This is a genomic window from Cellulosilyticum sp. ST5 (assembly GCF_046529625.1).
GTDB lineage: Bacteria > Bacillota > Clostridia > Lachnospirales > Cellulosilyticaceae > Cellulosilyticum > Cellulosilyticum lentocellum.
This window is the reverse complement of sequence record NZ_CP132338.1, coordinates 3,533,971-3,557,403: the sequence shown is the minus strand read 5'-3', so window position 1 is coordinate 3,557,403 and position 23,433 is coordinate 3,533,971. Positions and strand designations below refer to the sequence as shown.

Sequence of the window (23,433 nt, the reverse complement as noted above, 5' to 3'; positions counted from 1 at the left end):
ATAGTGAAATTCACATGTTATTAGAGATTATATGCACCACTCAATGTAATCTGTAATAGTATGTGAATTTTTGTTTGCAACCATTACAGAAATTTATATTAATTAGGAGGTACCTCACATGACAGGTACAGTTAAATGGTTTAACGCAGAAAAAGGATTTGGATTTATTTCAAGAGAAGGTGGAGATGATGTATTCGTACATTTCTCAGCAATCCAAGGAGATGGATTTAAATCTCTCGAAGAAGGACAAGCAGTAAACTTCGATATTACAAAAGGTCCTCGTGGCGCTCAAGCAGAGAACGTTACAAGAGCATAATTCATAATGGATTATCTAGAAAGCAGAACTAAGGTTCTGCTTTTTTTGTTATGTTTAAAAGAGAAAATCATTCGACTTCTAGCAAAGAAAGATGAACAAAGTTGATATTTGATAATACATACATAAAGTATTTATAGGCAAGTAGACTTAGAAAGGTAAATGAGCTATCACATGTGCAGATTAAAATCTGCTAGTGATAGCTCATTTGCTTTTTTATTAGTTCTTAAATACTTCTGGATAAAAAGCTTCAGCTAATTTTTCTAGACAATCGAAGGTTCTATAGCCATAGCCCATAAGTTCAGTATACTCAACAGAGGTAATGTTTTTATTTTTAATAGCTTTAACATCTTGAAGAGTAGGTTCTGCTAATATTCTATCTACGGCATCACCATCTACAGAGGCATTTTTGTTCGCTGTTACATAAACAATGTGATCAGGATTAGTAGAAATGATATTTTCTAGAGAGATAGAGCCACCTTTTTCAATAACATTATCTGCATTTAATACATTTAACATTTCTGATTGTAATGAAGCATTAGCACCATAAGCAGTAAAGGATTCACCGTTATAATTAACTATTAACATCACTTTTTTTCTTTCACCAGTAGTTGGAACCTTTGATTTAATATCCTCGAAGGAAGCCTTCAAGGAGTCAGCTAATGTATTAGCTTTATCTTGAACATCGAATATAACGCCTACATTTCTAACATCTTGAATAATCGTATCTAGGGAGATATCAGTATTCATTTTACTTGCTAATTGAACATAAGTATTAATGCCAACTTCATTTAAGCTAGGGATTAAGCCATATCTATCATCTTTAAATGAAGCAGCCCTGCCGATTACTAAATCTGCATCAGAACCAACAACCACTTCTTTAGCCACATCACCTTTGTTAGCAATTGCAGGTATAGCTTCATAATCAGCTTTTAGCTCTTCTGGGATAGGCGTGTCTAAATCACCAGTTCCAATGATAGAATCCTTTAAGCCTAAGGTTAAAAGTAATTCAGTTGAAGTTTGGTTATTAGTAATGACCTTCTTTGGTGCTTCATTAAATGTTTGTGGGTATACATTGCCTTCAGAATCAAAAGCCTCAAAGGTCACTGGATAAGCTGTTTGATTATCCGATACTTCTGCCACGGTAGGTGATGGCTCTTGCTTTGATGATGTACTTGGAGTTTCGGCCTGAGCTTGAGTTTCAGTTGAAGTTTCAGTTTGAGCTTGAGCTTGAGTGCCACATCCTACAAGGGCTGTTGTAGCTAGTGTTAAGGCTGTAAGTAAAAGCATAAATTTTTTATTCATAATCGTTCTCCTTTTAATTTTGAATTTATAGTATGGTTATTCATTTTTCTTCATTACAAAGTTGGTGGTAAGTACTCAATTGAAAGTTTATTAGTGATTGGATTGATATAAATATGAGAGTCAACATCATAAACTTTTTTAATCATTTCTTCGGTTATAATTTCATTTGGAGCACCTTGGTATACAATGCTGCCCTCCTTTAAGACATAGAGTTCATCACAAAACTGAGCAGCTAATGTTAGGTCATGTAAAGCTGCTAAAACGCATATGTTTAAGTTTTTAACAATGGACATAACCTCTAGTTGATACTTTATATCTAGGTGATTAGTAGGTTCATCTAAAATCAATATTTTAGGACTTTGGGTTATGGCTCTAGCCAATATCACTCTTTGCTTCTCACCACCAGATAGTAAACTAAAGCTTTTTTGAGCAAAGTCTAGCATGCCAACTTGAGCTAAGGCTTTAAGTGCTAGATCGTAATCATTTTTGTTATCTTGCTCTAACAATCCCTTATAAGGAGCTCTCCCCATTAATACGATATCTATCACTTTAAAATCAAAGTTAATATGATTAAATTGGCTAACGACGCCAAGGGTTTTGGCAAGAGATTTCTTATTATAATCCTTCATATTTTTATCAGATATAAAGACCTCTCCAAAGCTTGGTTTTATAACGCCGTATATAGCCTTTAATAATGTAGATTTACCACTTCCATTTGGGCCTATTAGCCCGATAAATTTGTTATTAGTAATGGCTAAATCAATACCTTTAACAATTTCTTTTTGAGATAAAGTAACCTTTAATTTTTTAACTTTTAAATCCATTAAACTCACCTACTTGTCTCCATATCCGAAGCCCTTTCTTAATAGAATATAAACAAAGAATGGAGCGCCAACTAAACCAGTGATAATACCAATAGATAATTCTGCATTAGGTATAGCTATTCTGGCAAAAACATCAGCCCAAATTAAGAATATAGCCCCTAAAAGTATCGAAGTTGGTACAAGTCTTTTATGATCAGATCCAACTATAGATCTTGAAATATGAGGGATTATTAATCCCACAAAGCCGATAATACCGCAGTTAGCAACCAAGATACCTGTTAATAAGGAAGTAATAATCATGTAGATTCTTCTGTAAAGACTTAAATTAAGGCCTAAAGTCATAGAGGCTTCATCACCCATTAACATTAAATTTAATGTCCTTCCCTGAGTTAAGAAGAATACACAAAATAAAGTTACAACTAAAAAGACAAAGCCTATATTCTGCCATTTAGCTGCTGCTAAAGAACCCATTGTCCAAAATTTTACGCTTTGCATGCCCTCAGCGTTACTAGCAATAGACATGATGAAATTGGATAAAGAGGTACATAAAGCACTAACTACAGTTCCAGATAGGACCAATTTAGCAGAGGATATCTTACTTCCCATTGAGGATAACAATAGAACTAGAACAGAAGCACCTAAAGCACCTAGAAATGCCCAAAAGGATACACTACTAACTGAAAAGAGGCTAAAAGAGCCTAATCCTAACATGATAGAGAAGGTTGCCCCTAGTGATGCACCAGAAGAAATTCCTAAAATATAGGGTTCAGCTAAGGGATTTTGAACGGTTGCCTGCATGATGGTTCCACATATAGCCAGCCCAGCTCCAACAGCAATGGCAAGTAAAACTCTAGGCATTCTAATTAACCAAACAACATTATAAGTTGATAGATTATTGACCTGGGAAGGATCCCCTAAGGATAAGCCAAATAACTTATTTAATATGATGCTATAGGATACAGAAGGTTTTAGTCTGAGTGAGCCAAAAGATACTGATAAAATCACAGAAACAATCAGTAGTATAATCAGAGCCAATATAAATAAATTAAAGGATTTTTGGAGCTTCTGACTTTTCTCATAAGAAGTATTTAAGATGTCTTGCATATTTAGATCCTTTCTTGAACAATTACTAAAAATAATGTAAGCTTATATTACGGATATTTTGATAATCATTATCAATTTCAAAGGAAATTATAGCACAGAAAAAATAGCAGTAGAATATACTAAAACAAAAACATGGACAATTATTTAAATACCATTAAATGTAGTTGAAAGGAGCTTGTTTATTTGAAGAATGTTAAGAAAAGTGAGTTGATAGAGGAGTTTAGAAAAAATACCTTTGAAGTTTTTAGAATAGAAAGATTTACGAAGGGGTCTACATATACTAAAAATAGTTACATGACCAATCTTTCTGCATTTATTTTTCCTATTAAAGGAAGGGCTAAAGTCGAGTTTGATAATGAAGTTTTTATGGCAGAGCCAGGTAAGGTCATTCATGGCTGTAAGAATAAACAATTATCCTTTAAGGTCATGGGCGATGAAGAGTTTGAACATATCAATATCTATTATATAGCAGATGAATATCTAGCTCCTGCTTCATATATGAATTCAACCTTCGAGTTTAAGATAGGTAATTATGGTGAGATACTAAAATCTTTAGATGAGCTTATGGAGATATCTTCAAGGCATCAATTAATGTCAAAAGTAAATCTTCAGATACAAACCTCTTTATTTTTAAGAGAACTTTTTACAGATTACAATTACAAAAAGGAATTAAGTGAAAAAGAGTTTACTCTAGAGGTGAGTAAATTTATTGCGGAAAACTATATGCAGCCAATTACATTAAGTATACTTTCAGAAAGATATGCGGAGAAATCTAATAGAATATCCTATTTATTCAATAAATATTTAAATATACGTCCAATAGATTATTTAATTAAGTGTAGAATGGCTGCGGCAAGCAGATTATTAAATGAAGGTTTTTCAGTGAAAGAAGTTTCTAAAAAAATTGGTTATAATGATGAGTTTTATTTTAGTAGGCTATTTAAAAAAAGCTTTGGTGTTACTCCAAGTAAATTGAAGAAAGGGTAGGAGAGATGAAAGGAAGTATTTTAACAAGAACAGTTGATAATAGAGAAATTTATATTTATTTACCAGAGGGATATGATACATCAGATAAAACATATCCTGTAGTTTATGCCCATGATGGTGATAAATTGATTAGGTTTTTAAAAGGAATCATTGATGAAATAGAAGAAGGTTTCACCAGCGGAAATTTAGAAGAACATATAATAGTTGGCATTACACCTTTTGACAGACTAAATGAGTACACCCCATGGGCTGCAAAGTCTAATCATGAGAGATTTCATGATTTTGAGGGACAAGGGGATGATTATTTAGAGTTTCTAAGTGGTGATTTACAAGATTACATAGAAAGAGAATTTAGAGTAAGTAGTCGTAAAGAGGGTAGGAAAATCATGGGCCATTCACTTGGGGCTTTGATTTCTATCTATTCCATTTTTAAAAATAATCATTATAGTAAGATAGCAAGTATATGTGCTTCTCAATGGTATCACAATTGGATTCAGTTTATTAGAGAAGAGGATTTAATTAATGAGAACTTTAAACTGATAATGATTGCGGGGAAAAAGGAAGGCAATGGAAAGATTACTATTCAGAAGGATACACCGAAGTTTTCTGCTATGTCCTATGAGATCATGAGGGAGCGTATTGGAGAAGAAAATGTAGAGCTCGTATGGGATGAGTATGATCATCATGAGAATTTATTAAATAGACATAGAATCGCCTTAGCGTTTCTCTTAAGAAAAGATTGATATGAAAAGAACCTCCATTAATGTGGAGGTTCTTTTCATACCAATAAAATTAGCTAAAAAAGGATTTATTTTTATAGGGATGCAACAATTTAACTTGCTAACTTGTATAATAGATGTGGCTGTTGGAAAGAACATAAACGACTTAATAGGAGATAAACATATGATAGGAAGAGTGGATATAGTCGAAGAAGGATTAATTTATTTGCAAGATATTAAACTATGGATTTATAAAGTATTGAGTATGGGAACGAAGTTCATTAAAGAAAAGTCTTTGATGGAGCCAGATTCGAGTTATACAGAGCATAGAGAGGCTACTTTGGGGTCTCAGAATCAAGAAACACCTGAACTTTCCAGGATAATCAAATCATATGGGGATAGTATTCTACGTGTAAGTTACTCTTATTTACGAAGTATGAGTGATGCAGAAGACATTTTACAAGACACCCTTATTCAGCTGCTCAGATATAAACCAGCTTTTGTAAGTACGGAACATGAGAAGGCATGGCTTTTAAAGGTGGCTATTAATTTGAGTAAAAATAAGTTAAAGTCTGCTTGGTTTAAGAAGACACAGCCTCTTACGAAAGAAGAATTTCCAGAGCCATTAAGTGAAGAATTAAGTTATGTATGGGAAGCGGTTAGTCAATTGCCTATTCAGTATAGAGAGGTGATTCATTTGTTTTATGAGGAAGATTATACAACAGCTGAAATATCCAAGTTATTAGAGAAGAAAGAAGTCACAGTTCGTTCGATGTTATATCGTGCAAGAAAGCGTCTAAAGGAAATTTTAAAGGAGGACTATGACTTTGAGGACTAAATATAAGGAAATTATGGATAAAATCAAGGTTTCGGAAGAATTGGAGCAACGTTTAGAAAGTAATTTACAGCAGTTGTCCATTGAAGAAGAAGCTTTTTCACATTCAAAAACATCTCTAAGAAAATACCTACAGATAGGAACTATGGTTGCTTGTTTTACTGTTTGTATATTAGGACTTCACTTGAAATTATCTAAAATCGATACCCCTCCACTTGAAGAAAATTACTCAATCACGAGTGTTAAAACAGTAGAGGAACTTTCGGAAAAAATGAAATTTCAGCTTAAAGTGCCTAATGTCTCTCCAGAGTTTAAAGTGGTAGAATGCAATGACTTATTTGAAAGTGTAGCAGAAATAGTTTACTCAGATGGAGTAGAGGAATTAAATTACCGAATAGGAATAAATAATGGGCAAGATATTAGCGGCGTGTACACGGTGTATAGTGATATAAAAAATAGCATTATAGGACATACAGAGTATACCCTAAAAGGAGAAAGTGGAGAATATAGTTTAATTACTTGGGTAGAGGATGAGTATAGCTTTGCGCTTCAAAGCTCTAAGCCGCTAAGTAGTGATGAACTGCTTCAAATAGCTACAAGTGTAGAGCTATATAATAAAAATTAATTTTAATAACAATGCAACATTAGGATGAAATCAATTGTATTTAGTATGAGAAGACATTTATAAAAGAAAGGATGTAATAAGTTATGAAAAAAGCATTTATAGCATGTATAATGGGATTTATTATGACAGGGGCGGTTCTAGGCGAAGCTATTTCTGACAAGACTGGGTTAGGACAAACTAACAACACTATTTCTATGAAGACAAAAACGATAGAAGGATGTGAAATGATACCTTTGCGTGAGGTGGCTGAAAAATTAGGTTTTGAGCTGGAGTGGAATGGCAAAGATCATACAATTACTTTAGATGATGGTAAGATGAATACGACACTAACATTAGGTCTAGATCTCTATTACGCAAGTAGTTCAGTAGCAATAGGTACGACTGCACCTGAACGCTTTGGTGTTGGTCCTACAATGGTTAATGGACAGACTTATGTTCCTGCTGAGATGTTTCGTGCTCTTTTAGGAAATGCTGAAAACGCTGTTTCAATAGCAGAAGGAACAGCAACATTTATCAAAAGGACAGCAGAGGAAGTAGGAGCTCAGCAGATAACTAACCCATATACTGAACATAACTCATTAAAAGAGCTTGCAAATGCAGTAGGATTTCAGTTTAGTATTCCAGAAAAGTTACCAGAAGGATATGAACTAAGTAAGCTATTTGATATTAGTAATGATACGGTAGATATAAGATGGAAGAAAGGAGATGCTGAAATTTCTTATAGAGCAGCTCAGGGTACAGAGGACATTAGTGGCGATTACACAGTGTATGATAGCGTAGTGGTGGATACTATAAGCGGAAGTAATGTTACATTAAAAGGAAATAATGACAAGGTATATGTGGCTACTTGGCAAAAAGGACAAATGACCTATTCCATCACTGCAACAGAAGGGCTTTTAAAGCAAGAAATAGAAAATTTAATTAATGTAGCTTATTAGAAGAATTACAGAAACTAAGAAAAACGATATTAACCGTACGAATATGAGGATGATATCGTTTTTCTTTGAGATTATTTTATGTGAAGGATGGAAATGGGTTCTATGATGAGTGAATTTGTAAGAATAAAAATAAAAGTAGTATTTAAAGACATATTTTCAAATATTATGTTGACAAGTTATGAAATTCGGTATATACTAAGAGAGTATTAAGTAGTCGTTTATAGCTTTTAAAAATAGTGAAATTCACATGTTATTAGAGATTATATGCACCACTCAATGTAATCTGTAATAGTATGTGAATTTTTTTGTTTGCAACCATTACAGAAATTCAAATTAATTAGGAGGTACCGCACATGACAGGTACAGTTAAATGGTTTAACGCAGAAAAAGGATTCGGATTTATTGAAAGAGCAGATGGAGATGACGTATTCGTACATTTCTCAGCAATCCAAGGAGATGGATTTAAATCTCTAGAAGAAGGACAAACAGTAAACTTCGAGATTACAAAAGGTCCACGTGGCGCTCAAGCAGAGAACGTTACAAAAGCATAATTCATAATGGATTATCTAGAAAGCAGAACTAAAGTTCTGCTTTTTTGTTGTGCCTAAAAGAGTTAAGCATTTGATTTTAGCAAAGAAAGATGAACAAAGTTGATATTTGATAAGACATACATAAAGTATTTATAGGAAAGTAGACTTAGAAAGGTAAAGGAGCTATCACTAGCAGATTTTAATCTGCACATGTAATAGTTCCTTTGCTTTATGAGTTTATTAGTGGATATTAATTTCATTCTCACGGGCATATTTCTTAGACCATTTACATAAATCTGCTAATACTGATTTCAATTCCATTCCATATTCGGATAAGGAATATTCTACTTTTAGAGGCACCTCTGGATAAATCTTACGTTCGATGAGGTGAGCTCTTTCTAGTTCTCTTAACTGCACGGTAAGTGTTGCTTCTGTAATGCCCTCTAACAGTTTCCTTAACTCACTAAATCTCTTTGTTCCACTGGTTAGATGATAAAGTATACGTAATTTCCACTTTCCACCTATTAAATCTAATCCTAAATCTAAAGGATATACATAGTCTTTCTTTAACTTACTCATTGATTCCTCCTATATAGATAGCATACTATCTTTGAGCATAGTACCTATTATATATAAACGTACTTGTACTCTCTACTTATCCCACTTAAAATAGTATAACAACTAGTTATAAAATAGAAGGAGTATTTTATTATGATTACCATAAATACCGAAAAATGTATAGGGTGTAGCCTTTGCATTAAGGACTGTTTTGCTAGAGATATCTCATTAGTAGATGGAAAAGCTGTAGCTAGTAACAAGACTTGTTTCAAATGCGGTCATTGTATTGCCATTTGCCCTCAAAAGGCTGTTTCAACTACTGAATACAATATGAATGAAGTCAAAGACTATGATGCGGAAAGCTTTAACATTAATGCAGATCACCTTCTTAACTTTATTAAATTTAGACGAACTATTCGCCAGTTCAAGAAACAAGATGTAGAAGCAGATAAACTTCTAAAAATCATTGAAGCTGGTAGATTTACTCAAACAGGTGGTAATGCACAAAATGTTTCTTATGTTGTAGTTAAAGACAACTTAGATGCTTTAAAAGCTATGACCTTTGATACTTTATCGGCTATGGGTCAACATGCTCTTGCAGATGAAAGCGCTTCGCCACTGATTAAGCGATATGCTCAGATGTGGATTAATATGTCTGAAAGTTATAAACAAGATCCTAAACAAAATGACAGCCTCTTCTTCAACGCGCCTGCTATTATTTTAACAGTGTCTTCCTCGCCGATTAATGCCTCTTTGGCGTCTTCTAATATGGAACTTATGACAAATGCTTTAGGACTAGGTACATTCTTCAGTGGCTTCTTCACACGTGCAGCTGAAGCTAATAAAGCAATTCCTCAGTTCTTGGGTATTACTGGGACAGATCAAATTGTAACGTGTATGGTTATAGGTTATCCAAAAGTGAAATATGCACGAACTGTTCCTAGAAAACCTGCTACTATCACATGGAAATAGTTAATAGGTCAAAGAAAAGCCTTGAAAATATCACTCTTATGATATTTTCAAGGCTCTTTTAGTTATGCCAAATCTATAGGGGCAGCTTTATTTATTAAGGACAGTATACTGGGTACAAAATGACTCGTTAAAAGAAGTTCAATTACATAAAAAGCAAGGGTATCAAGAGATATATGATTGATTAGTAGGATATAGTAGCGATGAGATGGTTAAACTGAGAGAAGAGTTAATTCTAGTCTTAGATCAATAAAGGAAGGAAGACGTATGAATGAAAAAGAGTAGGATAATCGCAGCATTACTGATAGTGCCATTAGTAGGCTGTTCAAGCAGCAGAGAAATAGCTAATTGTTCAGCAACGATAGAAGTTGAAGTGCAACAACAGGAGCTACAAAAACAGATACAAAAGCAGATACAACAGATACATCAACAAATACAAGAACAGCTACAAGAACAAATACAGGAGCAGGAGATACATCAGCAGGGCCAACAAGATAAGATACCAGAGCAGACACAAGAGCAGGAGAAACACCAACAGGAACAACAAGATAAGATAAAAGAGCAGCAGATACAACACCAGGAGAAACACCAACAGAAACAACTGAAGAAGATACAACAGCAGAAGCGGCAAGAAGAGGAGATACAACTGCAGCAGCAGCAGCAGCAACAGGAAATACAGCAACAACAGGAGATACAACAGCAGCAGCAACAACAACAGGAAATACAGCAACAAGAACAGCAGCAAGAGCAGGAGATACAACAACAGGAACAACAAGAGCAGCAACAAGAACAGCAGCAACAGGAGATACAACAGCAGGAGATACAACAAGAGCAAGAAGAGGAGATAGAACAAGAAGAGCAGCAGCAAGAGGAAGAACAACAAGAGAAGCTGCAACAGCAGAATAAGAAGAAATCATAAGAAAAAATCTAAAATGGTTAAGCGACGACTCTTAAAGCTGGGGGCTGATAAGGGAGTAAAAAGATAATTGCAAGGCAACGTAGCGAAAGCTAAGCTGTCTTGCTTTTTCTTTGTTGTTTAATGGTCTGAGTATAATCTGACATCTTCAAAGATTTAGACTTTATGCTGTCATATTTATGAGATATAATATGATCGAGTGGTACTATGCAGTTTACAAAGATGCAGTACTTAAAAGAGAAAACGAAATAATAGCAAGTAAAGTCAAGTAGTAATCTCTCGATTTCTTTATAATAAATGTAGGGTGATTGAAACGAGGTGAATAGACGAATGTACGAGTGGCAGAAGCAAATTCAAATAATCGTTGATGAAATTGACAAATGTATTAAAAATTATAATGACGAAGCCTTGACACTACGCTTTCTTTCTCGTAGGCTGGGTTATTCTGAATTTTATACAACGAGAAAATTCAAAGAAATATCGGGTATGCAATTTAGGGATTATCTACGGCATAGAAAATTAGCCTTTGCATTAAAAGAGGTTCGGGATAGTGAAAAAAGCCTCTTAGATATTGCTTTTGATTACGGTTTTTCATCACATGAAGCTTTTACCAGAGCCTTTAAGGCAACATATGGTGTAACTCCAAGTGAATACCGAAAAAAGCCTAAGCCTGTCGTTCTTCGTACAAAAATAAACCCTTTCGACCGCTACTTTTTAGGATTGGGAGAGATTGGTATGATGAAATCTGCAGATGGTATTAAAATTTATTTTGTAACCATTCCCGCACACAAATTTTTGCACATTAAAAATTATGAGAGTAATGGGTATTGGGATTTTTGGCAAAAGCAAAGTCTTATTCCAGGACAGGACTGCGAAACAATTTGCGGCTTACTTGATAGTATCAAAGGTAAGTTGGATGATGATGGTGGGAGTGAGCCTAATAGTAGCAGTGGTCAGATTATGGCATATATTAATGATCCAGAAGGCAGACTCTGCGATTGGGGTATTCCACGTACAGAGTGTTATGGTGTACGACTTCCTCTTGATTATAAAGGCGAAATACCACCACAAATGCTTATGATTGATGTTCCCGAAGCTGAGTATATTGTTTTTGAACATGGCCCATTCGATTATGAACAGGAAAATTGTAGCGTGGAAGAAAAGATTGAAAAGGCAATGGCAACTTTTGATTTTACAGGCACTGGTTACTGCTTTGATACTTCCCCCGGTAGGATAATTTACTTTTATCATAATCCTGAACGGTTTTTTAAGTATATCAGACCTGTACGAAGGTAAATCAAATCGATTGCCTATCCACTATACAGACGCTAATCAAGCAATCAAATGGAACATGAAGCAAGCACACATTTGCTACCCAAACGGAAATAAAAAACGTTGCGTTGGCGGCAGGATTTTCATGTGTAAACAGAATATAGATAGACTAACGGCGGTTTTGAAATAACAATCAAAGCCGCCGTGTTTCTTTTATATAGGCACCATTCGACTAATAATTTCGTTTTTTTATTTAACAAGTATTTTACACTGGCACACTAATTTTAATCTAAAATCAATATCTCTTTAATATGAAAGGTTTATCATTTAATTTGAAAAATAAAGATAAGTTATATATCTATCTTACTTTATAAACTATTTCTGAAAGGAGCTTATTGATTGTGGAACAAGCATTAAAACCTTCTTTGGCAGAACCAGTTGTTAACGTAGAGGACATTAAGGAGAAAGTCAAGCATACTAAGCTCAAAAATAATCGAGTAGTCCCCTATATGTACTTATTACCTTGTTTTATTTTATTTTCTGTCTTTGTGTATTTCCCATTTGCTAAAACGATTTATTTAAGCTTTACCCTTACTAATAGAAGAGGAGAGGCCGTAGAGTTCGTAGGAATGGAGAACTTTCTAGAATTATTTACTTCACCTAGCTTCTTTAATAGTTTACTCATCACCTTTAAATTTGCACTTCTTATTATTATTCCATCTATGCTCATTGGCCTTGGGTTAGCCCTTTTGGCACACAATAAATTGAAATACAGCAGAGCTTATGAACTAATGTTTTCTATGCCTATGGCCATTGCTTCAGCACCAGCTGCAATAATCTGGATTATGATCTTTCATCCTACTAATGGGATTGCGAATGCAGTACTTCACTCAGATATTAAATGGCTAGCAGATCCTAAGTATGCTATTTACGCAGTGGCAATGGTAACCGTTTGGTTAAGTATTGGTATTAATTTTATCTTCTTATTTACAGGGCTTAAGTCCATTCCGGAAGAGCTAATAGAAAGTGCCAATATAGATGGTGCTAGCTATAGAAAGAAAGTAAGATATATTATCTTACCACTCCTTACCCCACAGCTCTTTTTTGTACTCTTTATGAACCTAGTAGGTGCATTTCAAGCCTTTGGGCAAATTAAATTGCTGACGCAAGGTGGACCTGGGGATTCTACTAATGTACTGGTGCATTCTATTTACCGTGATGCCTTCTTTAATGGTAGATTCGAAATGGCTAGCGCACAATCTATGATTTTATTTGTTATTGTTTTTGTCATTACCATGGCTCAGTTCGCCTGTGAGAAAAAAGGGGTGCATTATAAATGATGAGAAAAACGAAATGGCAACTTAACCTTTTAAGTATCATTATAGGCCTTTTGATTATAGCACCGATTTTGTATGCACTTTCTTTAAGCTTAATGACACCAGCAGAAATCTCTATGTTTCCCCCAAGGCTGTTACCTAGTCAGTTAAGGCTGGATAACTATCAACTAGCCTTAAGCATGGTGCCTTTTGGTAGATTTTTGACCAACAGCCTTTTTGTAGGTATCTGTGTTACCTTTGGGCAGCTCTTAACTTGTAGTTTAGCTGCTTATGCCTTTTCTTTCTTTGAATTTAAGGGAAAAAAGCTTTTATTTGTTGCTGTGCTTGCAACGGTGATGATTCCAGGAGAAGTTATTATTGTGTCCAATTATTTAACGGTCAGTCAATTAGGATGGAACGATAGCTTAAAAGCTCTCATTATTCCTTTTTTAACTTCTGGCATGGGTATTTTTATGGTAAGGCAGTTTTTCCTGACTGTTCCTAAAGACTTACATGAGGCAGCTGTCATTGATGGCTGTGGGCATTTTCAGTTTTTAACTACTATTTTAGTGCCTATTTCGAAGCCTGTTATGGCATCCTTAGGGATTTATGTGTTCATTAATACATGGAATCAATATATGTGGCCACTTTTAACCATTAATAATCCCAATAAGCGTACAGTTCAAATTGGCATTAGTATGTTGCAGTTTTCAGAAGGTAATAACTACGGTGTTATTTTGGCAGGAGCCTTAATGATTATTATCCCTTCTATTATTGTTTTTGTAATCGGCCAGAAGAGATTAGTAGATGGCATGATTTCAGGAGCTATAAAAGGGTAGTAAATATAGTTTGATTAAACAAAACGGGGAGGAAAGAAATGAAGATTTTAAAGAAGAATTTCAAGAAGATAGTAGGGATCTCTATAGCATGTATGTGGGCATTAACAAACACAGTAGGTTGCAGTCCAATTGAAGCAGAAGAAACAGGAGCTAATAATGCAGGCAGCAAACCTGCTAATGAAGCTGGTCCTTCTTCTCAAACCACTACGCAGCCAGCTTCAGTGGCTTCAGCTAATGCCACTAAACTAATATTCTGGCACTCTATGGGAGGTGCTGGTGGTGAAGCTATCAATAAACTCACTGAGCAGTTCAATGCCTCTCAGAATGAAATTGTGGTAGAAGCACAGTTTCAAGGCTCTTATGATGAAGCCATTAATAAGCTTAAAAGTGCTACTATAGGTGATGCTTCTCCTGATATTATGCAGCTTTATGACATTGGAACGAGATGGATGATTGATAGTGGCTATGCTTATAAGATTCAAGATATGATTAATGAGGATAACTATGATGTGAGCAAATTAGAGCAAAACATCTTAGCATACTACTCTATTAATAATGAACTTTACTCTATGCCGTTTAATAGTTCTACACCTATTCTTTACTATAATAAAGATGCTTTCAAGGAAGTAGGACTCGATCCGGAGAAAGCCCCTACTAACCTTGATGAAATGATTGAGGTTTCCAAGGCACTTGTTAAAAAAGATGGGGATAAGGTAACTAGATATGGTGCTAATATTCAAGTATATGGTTGGTTTTTTGAACAATTCTTAGTAAAAGAGCAGCTAGAGTATGCTAATAATGGCAATGGTAGAACAGATGGTGCAACAGCAGTAAGCTTTGATAGTAATGGCGGTGGACTTGCTATTATGAATAAGTGGAAGGAAGCAGTAGACTCAGGCGTTATTGCTAATTTAGGCCGTGATGGAGACGTGAATAAGGAAGCCTTTACTTCTGGTAACTCTTGCATGTTCTTAGGTTCTACAGCATCTCTTTCAGGCATATTAAGTAGCATAGATGGTAAATTTGAATTAGGTACAGCTTACTTCCCAAGCATTAATGCTAGTGACAAAGGCGGCGTGTCCATAGGTGGTGGTTCTCTTTGGATGTTAGATAAAAAGGACGATGCTAAGGCAAAAGCAAGCTGGGAGTTTATCAAATATATGGTTTCTCCAGAAGCACAAGTAGAATGGTCTAAAGCAACAGGCTACTTCCCTATTACTACAGAAGCATATAATTTACCAGCCATGGAAGAGCATTTAAACGAAAAACCACAGTTCAAAACAGCTATTGATCAATTACATGCTAGTACAGGTTCTACAGGAGCACTTTTAGCTGTATTCCCAGAAGCAAGAGCTTGTATTGAAGAGAATCTTGAAAAGCTCCTCAATAATGAAATAAGTGCTGAGCAAGCAGTAGAAAATAGTGCAGGGACCATTAATAAAGCTATAGAGAAGTATAATAAGACGAAATAACGGTAGAATATAATCTCCTACTGGAAAGAAATGAGAGGGAGAGATGGTTATGATTTTTAATATGGCACATAGGGGTGCTAGTGGACATGAACCAGAAAATACAATGGGAGCTTTTGAAAGAGCTATTGAGTTAGGCTGTGATGGGATTGAGACGGATGTACAGCTTTCAAAGGATGGTATTCCTATACTTATCCATGATGAAACAGTTGATAGAACCACAACTAATTCTGGTTTTGTAAAGGATTTTACTTGCAGTGAGCTTCGGGATATGGGGATTCCTTCTTTAGAACAACTTATGATTTTAGCTAAGCTAAATCATATTGTACTTAATTTAGAGCTTAAAAATGGGATTGTTTTATATAAGGAGCTAGAAGAAAAGGTCATTGATATTATTAAAAAATATCGTATGGAGCAGAGTGTCATCTTATCAAGCTTTAATCATCAATCCATGGTGAAATGCAAGCAGATAGAGGCATCTATTATGACCGGTTTACTTTATATAGAAAACCTTGTCCAGCCAGAAAAATATTGCAAATATGTAGGGGCAGATGCACTTCATCCACATTATTGTACAGTAAATAAAGAGATGGTGGAGGCGGTCCATGAAAGGTATATGAAGGTAAATGTGTATACAGTAAATGAGGAAGAGGATATTCAAAACATGGTAGAAGTAGGGGTGGATATGATTATTAGTAATTATCCAGACCGTGTGAAGAAGTATTTGTAAGATACTACGAATTTTTAGGAACACAGATAAACTATAGTCTTTATAAATAATAAGATGAAAAAAGTGATAAGCAAAACTCTAACTTAGTAGATGATATGAGGTTAGAGTTTTTTTGTTAGATAATTTGCATTTTTATATTAAAGCAAAAACTTCAGATTGTAGAAGTTGAAGTAAAGGTCGCAAAAAAATAATGAGGAACGGAGAAGACATAATCAATATGTATATATTGATAAACGATAAAAAAATATTGAAAAACAGAATAAGAGGTGGTAAAATAAATTCTAAATAATCAAACAAAATATAAAGGAGTAGGGCTAGTAAAATAGAAAAAGCAAAATCACTAAATAGCTTAAAAGCTAGAGAAAAAACGAAGGGGAGCTATGATTAATGCACAGATTAAAAAGAGGATATTAGAAGTGTTAGGGATTATATTCACTTTGCTTTTGTTAGGAGGGGATCATTTTTTACCAAAAGGAATAGTAAAAGTTTTACTTCTTCCTTATGTAGGGCTATGTAAGCTTTTTTATAATGTTTATTTTGTTTATGACAGTACATATGGTTACGTATGCAATACAGCTACTTTTGCTATTAACAAGGAATGTTTAGGAAATACATTTATGGCTATGGTATTTGTCCTTTTATTTTTTAGATTTAAAGCTCATGTGATAAGTCAAGGCAAATGGCTTGGCATGGGAGTAGTACTGGCTATAGGAATAGGGTATATAGTGGGGAGTGTGCGTATTTTAGCTTCTGTACCTTTTGTAGGAAATCATTTTTTTGGACTGATTCATGGGACCATAGGCATTGTGCTTTATTTAGGGGGACTTATTGTAGTCAATGGTATAGGCGAATGGTATTTAAGAAAGAGGGGGATGAAATGAAACGGTTATTTAAACCACTATCAGTATGTTTAGGGATTGCAATACCGATTTTATTACTGGGCCTTTATTGGCTTATGGGTGTGAAGAACTTGGAGGGTGGAACTACCTTTACTACTACAGGAATTGTATTAATGTCTATTTCAGGTGGTATAGCACTGTGGGGATATATGAGGAGGAAAGAAGAGGAATTAAGTAAAATAGAATTTGTAATATTAATGGGCCTGAGTCTAGTATTGGGGATGGGCATGATGGGGGTGTTGATGGGTTGGGGTGCGTCAACTGTTGGAGATAATCAAGTCTTTACTGCTGCATGTATAAATATAGCCGTGGTAGCCATTATTAATCTAATAAGCTGCATAGCTTTTTCTTATTCTATTAAAAGGGAGCGTCAGCTGGGTAAATATATTGAAGCTATAGTAGGATTGCCCTTTTTTATATATATTGGGGTAAGTATTGCTAACCAAATAGGTGGTGAACTATTAGCAATTATATTTGTGATTGGGGGATTCTACAGTTTACTTTTACTCATTCTTCAAGTCTTATTTATTTTAAAAAGAGATAGGGGCGTTTATTTCTTCCCAAGGGAGATGGAATCAAGAAAAGTAAAAATACAGTATTGGGTGTGTACCTTTTTAGTACTTATTGTGCTACCTTATCTAGGGCTAGCCGTTAATAATATAGGGATGTTTAATAATGGGAGCATTGTTGGCAATTTTAGTCACCCTATTTTCTGGTTGATGCCCCTTATTAATGGCTTAGCTTTTATGGTTATTCCCCCTCAATCTTTGGTATTAAGGAAAATATTATTTTATATCAAGTGCGTGGGCTGTACTTTCATTTTATACTTCTTTGTGAGCTTCATTCCACTTATGCCGATTGGGTTTATTGGAATTATAGTTTATGGACTAGGATTATTTGCCTTTATTCCAACCTTGGCGAGTTTATGGGAAGTATGCTATATAGCAAGAGAAGCAAAAAGCTTATTTGGCACAGGGCATAAGAGAAGTAGCATAGCTCTTCTCATAGCAGGTCTACTTACTTTGCCACTACTTTTTGTAGGAAAAATAGGACTAGATCGTGAAAATTTCAATACAGCCATTCGCTATATAAGTGGAGAAGAAATGGAAGCTACTGTCCATAAAGAGCGGCTAGCAGGAAGTTTGGATATATTAGAAAATGCTATTAGTGTAGAGGGATGGGAAAACGTTGTAGATGGAAGTACAACACCTATTTTATCCTATCTTTACCTTCAAGGTCTTACAAAGGAAAATCATATTGATGAGAATACCCTTAATAAAATGAAGGCACTTTTCCTAGGGGAAGAAGAAGGCTTGGTTAATGAAGAAGAAGATACCCTTCCTGTAGGGGACTCAGAAATTAAGCTAAAGGATGTAGCTGTTTCCACTACTTATGATGAAAAGCAAGACATTTATCGCTCTTGGATTGATTTGACCTTAGAAAATATTTCTATGGATGACCAACGTGAGTATGCGACTACCATTAGTATGCCAGACAATGCTTACGTCAGTGATTACTACTTAGTGGTGGGAGAAGAGAAAAAGAAAGGCATATTAGCAGATGAAAGAGCAGCTACCAGCTTATATCAAAGTATTGTAAGCCGAAGTCTTGACCCAGGGATATTAAAATATTTTAATGATGAGACTCTTGAATTAAGAGTATTTCCTTTTAGTAGTGAAGAAATCAGGCAAACAGGCTTTGAAGTCATCCATACAGGAGCGGCTACTCTTGCTATAGGTGATTACCAGCTTGAACTTAAAGGTACCTCTGAACCTATAAAAGAAGACTATTCGGTTATAAAAACAGAAGGGCTTACTATTTTATCAGGTGATTATATTAAGACATTGCCTCAAGCAGATAATTTAGTACCACGCTATTACTTTTTAATAGATGGGTCAAAGGATTCTGATAGAAAAACATTAGTTCAAAGAGCACAAAGCTATATAGAAGAACAAGGCTTGCAGGAAACAGAGGTATGGGTGGTTGAAGAAGGTATTTTAAGCAAAGGTATAGAGAATATAGCAGCGGCTCAGTTTGGTGATGGAGGCTACAATTTTAATGGTGCCCTTCAACAGATTTTAAGAGAAGAAAAAGCAGGTTATTACCCTGTAGTAATAGCCGTAACTTCAGACTTTTCAAAGGCATTAGGGCTTTATCAGCTAGGAGGTCTAGCACAAAAATATCCTCAAAGTAGCTACTACTATGAGTTAAATGAGGATTTGAGTTTAAGGCCTCATGTGCTTTATAAAGGGGCTAGAGTTTATACAGAAATGACTAGCACACCGCTTCTAGCAGATGTGAGAAGCTATGAAGACCAAGCAGTATTAAATACGGGGCGAAAGCAATTCATTTACACAAGCCCATTAAAGACTTTTCAGTCTACTCAAAATACCTATAAAGACGGGTGTTTACTAGAAGCCATGAGCCATCATGAAGAAAGTCTAAGTCAAGAAGAGTTATTGCAGGTCGTTAAAGGGAGTTTCACTACTAGGCTTTTAACTCAGCAAACAGCTTTTATCGTGGTAGAAACAAATGAGCAAGAAGAAGAGTTAATGAGGCTACAAGAGGAATACTTATCTGGCAAGAAGCATTTGGAAAGTGGTGCTTTTTCTACTATGGCAGAACCGTCCCTAGTTTTATGTGCCATGGTGCTACTAGCAAGTTTAGGTTATTGCCTAAAACATAGAGGATGCTCTAGGTAAGACGTGGCTATGTACCAACTGATAGTAAAGAGGTCAATAAATATAGGGTGATTAGTAGGATAATGGTAGCCTTACTACTAGTACCATTAATAGGCTGTTTAAGTAGCAAAGAAATAGCTAATTGTTCAGCAACAAGACAGGCGACAAGAGAAAAACAACTAAAAAAGTTGGAGTAGAAAAATAAGAAGTAATCGGCTGATTTTATGCAGTTGCCTGAAATATAAACCAGCCATCCTTAACTGAAAACTGAAATACACCACCATGCTTTTCTACGATATGAGCCATACTTTTTGTGCCAAAGCCATGTCCCTGTTCTTTTGATACTGGAAACCCTTGCTGGAATAGGGGCTCTGACTGATAACGGTTGCGAATGTCAATGCACAGTTTGTTATTCTTGGAATATACTCGCAGCGTAATATAGCGTTTATTGCCATCATTTATACTTTTTGTGGCGTGTATGGCATTTTCCAAAGCGTTTGACAAGAGGGAACAAAGCTCGGTGTCACTAAAGGGAAGCGAGTCAGGCAGTTTTGCATCTATCGTCAACTGAATTTCTACTTGTTTTGCCTTGGTGGCAAAAGCAGACAGAATCAGATTAACGGTTTCATTTTCACAAAATCGCATAGGTGTGATAGCATCTATGTCGGACTGAGCAACTCTCAGATACTCTTTGATTTCCTCTATGTGTCCTGTGGAGGCCAGTCCCTGTAAAAGTGCAAAATGGTGGCGCATATCATGGCGATAGGATGCGGCATTCTGCTGTAACTGCCACAGAGAAGCAAACTCTGTCTGCGCCAGTCTAAACTGTGTATCCAGCATATCCTTTTCTCTTTGGAGGCTTGCTTGTTTTTGTGTCTCAGTGTAGTAAAGGATAACAAATATAAAATAGAAAACAGATACTGTTGAGGGCATGAACTGCACCGCCCATTCTACACCGCTGTAAAGTATATCCGTATAGACAGCGGTAATATAGTCAAACAGATAATAAAAAAGTGGTACGCCACCTAATAATAAACAAGACTTATATGACTTTTCCATTAACTTCCGGACAGATCCAGCCACATATTTTTTGAAGCAATAATAAGCCAAAAACACGGATGCAATATAAAAAATGTGGTCTGCAAGGCTACTATCTAAAGCGGCTCCTGCAAGGAAACCGAACCAGCGCGGTGCTTGACAGCAAAGATAACCGGAAAGCACGCTGACGGCGGAGATGAGCCACGGATGTCTATAGTATAAGGAGAAGATTACTATTAACGGTAGGTGGATAATCAGCGGATACAGCTTTGATGTCAAACCTAGGCCTAAAAGCCACCAGCTGGTGGTTTGAACGAAAAGAAAAATGATACAAAGTAAGCTGATGACAAGCCTGTTTTTCCTTGTAGGTTCTATTCCTGCAAAGAGAGCTGACACCACTATGCCAAAGACCAGAGAAACGCCAAATCGTAAGAGTCCTAGTATTGTCACTGCCATTTTAAGTTCCCCCCTCCATTTGATAACTCAGATATTGCTGCTTCATCTCCTTTGCTTTGCCCTGTGCAATAGGGATAGAGGAAAGGGTCTGCAAGATTATCTCGTGGTTTTTGATAATATCCACATACTGCATATTTACAAGGAAGGAACGGTGGGGCTTAATAAAACACCCATATTTCATCAGATTATCGCAGACAGCAGAAAAGGCTTCTGTACATTCGATAACCTTGCCGGAGCGCAGATGATAAAGCACATTTCTACCGATGACCTCAGCAAAAGCCAAATTGGAGATCACTATTTTTTGAATGCCTTCATTACTCTTTACGATAACCGCATCCTCATCTTTTTCCAATTTGATCTGCTCCAGCAGCTGGTCAAAGGTAAAGAACAGTTTTTCTTTTGAGATTGGCTTTAAGATGTAGTTAATGGCTTTCACGCAGTAGCTTTCTAGGGCAAATTCAGACGAGGAGGTAAAGAATAAAATCGGCGCGGTTTTGTTAAACATGCGGATTTCCTTTGCGACATCAATGCCTGTAAACCCTGGCATAATAATATCCAGACAGTATAGGTCAAACTGCTTTCCTTTTTCCAAGGCCGAAACCAGATCCAATCCGTTTGGAAAGACGGCATATTCACAGCTAAAATTTTTTGAGGTTCTATATAGGTTGATGAGCTGTACCATATTAGATAACTCATCAATATTGTCATCACAGACTGCAATCTGAAACATAAGCATTCCTCCTTTTTCCTAGGATTCTATCTCTCCAAGTTAATTTTACCATAAAAACTGAATTGTCAAAACTATGATTCGTGTCAAAAAAATCATGTTTCATATAGCAGGCGGTTTTTCACGGGAATTTCTGATAGCTTGAAGATATAAACAAAATTTGAATTGGAAGAAAAATTTCTAAAGGAGGAACAACATTATGAAAAAACGAGTTATGAGCATCTTACTCACCCTGTGCATGGTGCTGACCTTGCTACCGGTGAAGGCGTTTGCGGCCCATTCCTATAATCCCACACCAAAAGATGGCTGGTACTATCTTCGGTGTATGGGCAACTATCTCAATCTTGATGCCAATGGCAATGCAGAATTGCGCAACAAAACCAACACCCCAGGAGGAAATGCAAAGTTTCGTCTGCAATACCTAGGAAACGGCGGTCTTGGCGATGCCTATGCTTTGGAGACCATGGACGGAAGGTATTTGGGTGTGGAAAAAACATCCAACGGAACACGAATAAAGGCATTGGTGCGTGGTGCTAATAATAAGCACTTGCTAAGTTGGCAGCTCTGCGGTGAAAAGAAACCCAGTAAGGATATTTGTAGCCTTCGCCCAATGGCGAATAAAGATATGATATTAAATGCCTCTGGTCAGCAAAAAGCGGACGGAACCGCTATTATTTTATGGAAACATATAGATAAATGGGTTTGTCCGAGTGCCCCCGTCCCTGATGGGCCCGAACATAGCGAGTTCAGATTTATCCCCACGGATGCCCCTGTCGGAGCCATAGCTCCCGGTACCCCACAAACACCCGCTGACGGTTGGTACAGTCTTCGTTTTGACGTTCACGCAGCGTACAATGTTATTGATGTCATAAGAGCTAATCTAGTGGAGCTTAACAGTTGGAGCTGTGCAACGCCTTGGACTAGAGCATTTTATGTAGAAAATAAGGGAAACAATCAAATAACGCTGAGACTTGCTGACGGAAGGTATTTGGGAGTGGGTGCTGATGCCGTTTCCGATTATGGATGGAAGGTAGAAGCCGTGAAAAGCCCATTTCTTTGGAACACCTACTCTGAAAGTCTCGGTGTAGCAAGTAGCCACCGCAAGTACAGCCTACGTTCGGCATCTGACACGGGATTGATACTCAGAGCCTACACAGTAGATTATACTTTAGGAGATCCAATCACTGTGTTTAAACAGAAGGGAGCTTATGGTCGTTCTGAAGTCATTTTTTGGGAATTGAGTGGCGATGATATTCCGAAGACGTCTGGTTGGATTCCCAATCCGGTTGTGCAACCTACGCCTACAGATACCACCACCCAAGCGGTTATTCAGCCTGGCGAGACCCATGGAGGGTCAGCGTCATAGTGACTATCAGAACAGCG

Annotated in this window: 23 protein-coding genes; 17 read left to right on the top strand and 6 right to left on the bottom strand. The window is 36.2% G+C overall.

What is annotated here, in order from left to right; translation table 11 throughout:
- Positions 1 to 118: 118 nt before the first annotated feature.
- Positions 119 to 316: a cold shock domain-containing protein gene (locus QTL86_RS17200; RefSeq protein WP_013655218.1), complete on the top strand. Its 198-nt coding sequence runs from the start codon at positions 119 to 121 to the stop codon at positions 314 to 316.
- Positions 317 to 532: 216 nt separating this feature from the next.
- Here the strand turns inward: QTL86_RS17200 and QTL86_RS17195 are convergent, their stop codons facing one another.
- The 3 genes from QTL86_RS17195 to QTL86_RS17185 are packed head-to-tail and all read right to left on the bottom strand — an operon-like array spanning position 533 to position 3,546.
- Positions 533 to 1,618 (bottom strand): ABC transporter substrate-binding protein, encoded by a 1,086-nt coding sequence (locus QTL86_RS17195; RefSeq protein ID WP_410495587.1) that lies wholly within the window; start codon positions 1,616 to 1,618, stop codon positions 533 to 535.
- A gap of 53 nt (positions 1,619 to 1,671) precedes the next feature.
- Entirely contained in the window at positions 1,672 to 2,442 is a 771-nt protein-coding gene (locus tag QTL86_RS17190; RefSeq protein ID WP_410495586.1) for an ABC transporter ATP-binding protein, read from the bottom strand.
- Positions 2,443 to 2,451: 9 nt separating this feature from the next.
- Positions 2,452 to 3,546, bottom strand: coding sequence for a FecCD family ABC transporter permease (locus tag QTL86_RS17185; protein WP_410495585.1), 1,095 nt, complete (start codon positions 3,544 to 3,546; stop codon positions 2,452 to 2,454).
- A 183-nt stretch (positions 3,547 to 3,729) separates the two neighbouring features.
- On the opposite strand from QTL86_RS17185, the gene QTL86_RS17180 reads away from it, so the two are divergent.
- The 6 genes from QTL86_RS17180 to QTL86_RS17155 all read left to right on the top strand — a co-directional run bounded on the left by QTL86_RS17180 (position 3,730) and on the right by QTL86_RS17155 (position 8,201).
- Complete coding sequence (locus QTL86_RS17180) at positions 3,730 to 4,533, top strand: helix-turn-helix domain-containing protein (RefSeq protein ID WP_410495584.1); 804 nt, start codon at positions 3,730 to 3,732, stop codon at positions 4,531 to 4,533.
- Positions 4,534 to 4,538: 5 nt separating this feature from the next.
- Positions 4,539 to 5,276: an alpha/beta hydrolase gene (locus QTL86_RS17175; RefSeq protein ID WP_410495583.1), complete on the top strand. Its 738-nt coding sequence runs from the start codon at positions 4,539 to 4,541 to the stop codon at positions 5,274 to 5,276.
- Positions 5,277 to 5,436: 160 nt separating this feature from the next.
- Positions 5,437 to 6,090 carry an RNA polymerase sigma factor gene (locus QTL86_RS17170; RefSeq protein ID WP_410495582.1) on the top strand — a complete coding sequence of 218 codons (654 nt, stop codon included), beginning with the start codon at positions 5,437 to 5,439 and terminating at the stop codon, positions 6,088 to 6,090.
- A complete protein-coding gene (locus tag QTL86_RS17165) occupies positions 6,080 to 6,712 on the top strand; it encodes a hypothetical protein (protein ID WP_410495581.1) in 633 nt (210 codons plus the stop codon). Before QTL86_RS17170 ends, QTL86_RS17165 begins: the two co-directional genes overlap by 11 nt.
- Before the next feature lie 83 nt (positions 6,713 to 6,795).
- Positions 6,796 to 7,650 carry a stalk domain-containing protein gene (locus tag QTL86_RS17160; RefSeq protein WP_410495580.1) on the top strand — a complete coding sequence of 285 codons (855 nt, stop codon included), beginning with the start codon at positions 6,796 to 6,798 and terminating at the stop codon, positions 7,648 to 7,650.
- Positions 7,651 to 8,003: 353 nt separating this feature from the next.
- A complete protein-coding gene (locus tag QTL86_RS17155) occupies positions 8,004 to 8,201 on the top strand; it encodes a cold shock domain-containing protein (protein WP_127065236.1) in 198 nt (65 codons plus the stop codon).
- 219 nt (positions 8,202 to 8,420) lie between these two features.
- On the opposite strand, the gene QTL86_RS17150 is transcribed toward QTL86_RS17155, so the two are convergent.
- A complete protein-coding gene (locus QTL86_RS17150; RefSeq protein WP_127065237.1) occupies positions 8,421 to 8,759 on the bottom strand; it encodes a winged helix-turn-helix transcriptional regulator in 339 nt (112 codons plus the stop codon).
- 132 nt (positions 8,760 to 8,891) lie between these two features.
- Here QTL86_RS17150 and QTL86_RS17145 point away from each other — a divergent pair, with 132 nt between their 5' ends.
- The 9 genes from QTL86_RS17145 to QTL86_RS17105 all read left to right on the top strand — a co-directional run bounded on the left by QTL86_RS17145 (position 8,892) and on the right by QTL86_RS17105 (position 19,850).
- Complete coding sequence (locus QTL86_RS17145) at positions 8,892 to 9,710, top strand: nitroreductase family protein (protein WP_127065238.1); 819 nt, start codon at positions 8,892 to 8,894, stop codon at positions 9,708 to 9,710.
- A 268-nt stretch (positions 9,711 to 9,978) separates the two neighbouring features.
- Positions 9,979 to 10,626: a hypothetical protein gene (locus QTL86_RS17140; protein WP_410495579.1), complete on the top strand. Its 648-nt coding sequence runs from the start codon at positions 9,979 to 9,981 to the stop codon at positions 10,624 to 10,626.
- Between the two features lie 327 nt (positions 10,627 to 10,953).
- Entirely contained in the window at positions 10,954 to 11,919 is a 966-nt protein-coding gene (locus QTL86_RS17135) for a helix-turn-helix transcriptional regulator (protein ID WP_410495578.1), read from the top strand.
- A 377-nt stretch (positions 11,920 to 12,296) separates the two neighbouring features.
- Positions 12,297 to 13,235, top strand: coding sequence for a carbohydrate ABC transporter permease (locus QTL86_RS17130; RefSeq protein WP_127065240.1), 939 nt, complete (start codon positions 12,297 to 12,299; stop codon positions 13,233 to 13,235).
- Positions 13,232 to 14,050, top strand: a complete 819-nt coding sequence (locus QTL86_RS17125) for a carbohydrate ABC transporter permease (protein ID WP_410495577.1) — start codon at positions 13,232 to 13,234, stop codon at positions 14,048 to 14,050. Before QTL86_RS17130 ends, QTL86_RS17125 begins: the two co-directional genes overlap by 4 nt.
- 38 nt (positions 14,051 to 14,088) lie before the next feature.
- Positions 14,089 to 15,522 (top strand): ABC transporter substrate-binding protein, encoded by a 1,434-nt coding sequence (locus tag QTL86_RS17120; RefSeq protein ID WP_410495575.1) that lies wholly within the window; start codon positions 14,089 to 14,091, stop codon positions 15,520 to 15,522.
- Between the two features lie 49 nt (positions 15,523 to 15,571).
- Positions 15,572 to 16,249 (top strand): glycerophosphodiester phosphodiesterase, encoded by a 678-nt coding sequence (locus QTL86_RS17115; RefSeq protein WP_410495573.1) that lies wholly within the window; start codon positions 15,572 to 15,574, stop codon positions 16,247 to 16,249.
- 380 nt (positions 16,250 to 16,629) lie between these two features.
- The gene (gene xrtK / locus QTL86_RS17110; protein WP_410495572.1) at positions 16,630 to 17,130 is read left to right on the top strand and encodes an exosortase K; all 501 of its coding nucleotides are present in this window, start codon (positions 16,630 to 16,632) and stop codon (positions 17,128 to 17,130) included.
- Positions 17,127 to 19,850, top strand: coding sequence for an MSEP-CTERM sorting domain-containing protein (locus QTL86_RS17105; protein ID WP_410495571.1), 2,724 nt, complete (start codon positions 17,127 to 17,129; stop codon positions 19,848 to 19,850). The genes xrtK and QTL86_RS17105 overlap by 4 nt, the downstream gene beginning before the upstream one ends.
- Positions 19,851 to 20,051: 201 nt before the next feature.
- Here QTL86_RS17105 and QTL86_RS17100 read toward each other — a convergent pair whose 3' ends face one another.
- Together QTL86_RS17100 and QTL86_RS17095 are read right to left on the bottom strand one after the other, a co-directional pair.
- Entirely contained in the window at positions 20,052 to 21,323 is a 1,272-nt protein-coding gene (locus QTL86_RS17100; RefSeq protein WP_410495570.1) for a sensor histidine kinase, read from the bottom strand.
- A gap of 1 nt (position 21,324) precedes the next feature.
- A complete protein-coding gene (locus QTL86_RS17095; RefSeq protein ID WP_410495569.1) occupies positions 21,325 to 22,053 on the bottom strand; it encodes a LytR/AlgR family response regulator transcription factor in 729 nt (242 codons plus the stop codon).
- A gap of 196 nt (positions 22,054 to 22,249) precedes the next feature.
- Between QTL86_RS17095 and QTL86_RS17090 the strand changes: the two genes are divergently transcribed.
- Positions 22,250 to 23,416 carry a hypothetical protein gene (locus tag QTL86_RS17090; protein WP_410495568.1) on the top strand — a complete coding sequence of 389 codons (1,167 nt, stop codon included), beginning with the start codon at positions 22,250 to 22,252 and terminating at the stop codon, positions 23,414 to 23,416.
- Positions 23,417 to 23,433: the final 17 nt, after the last annotated feature.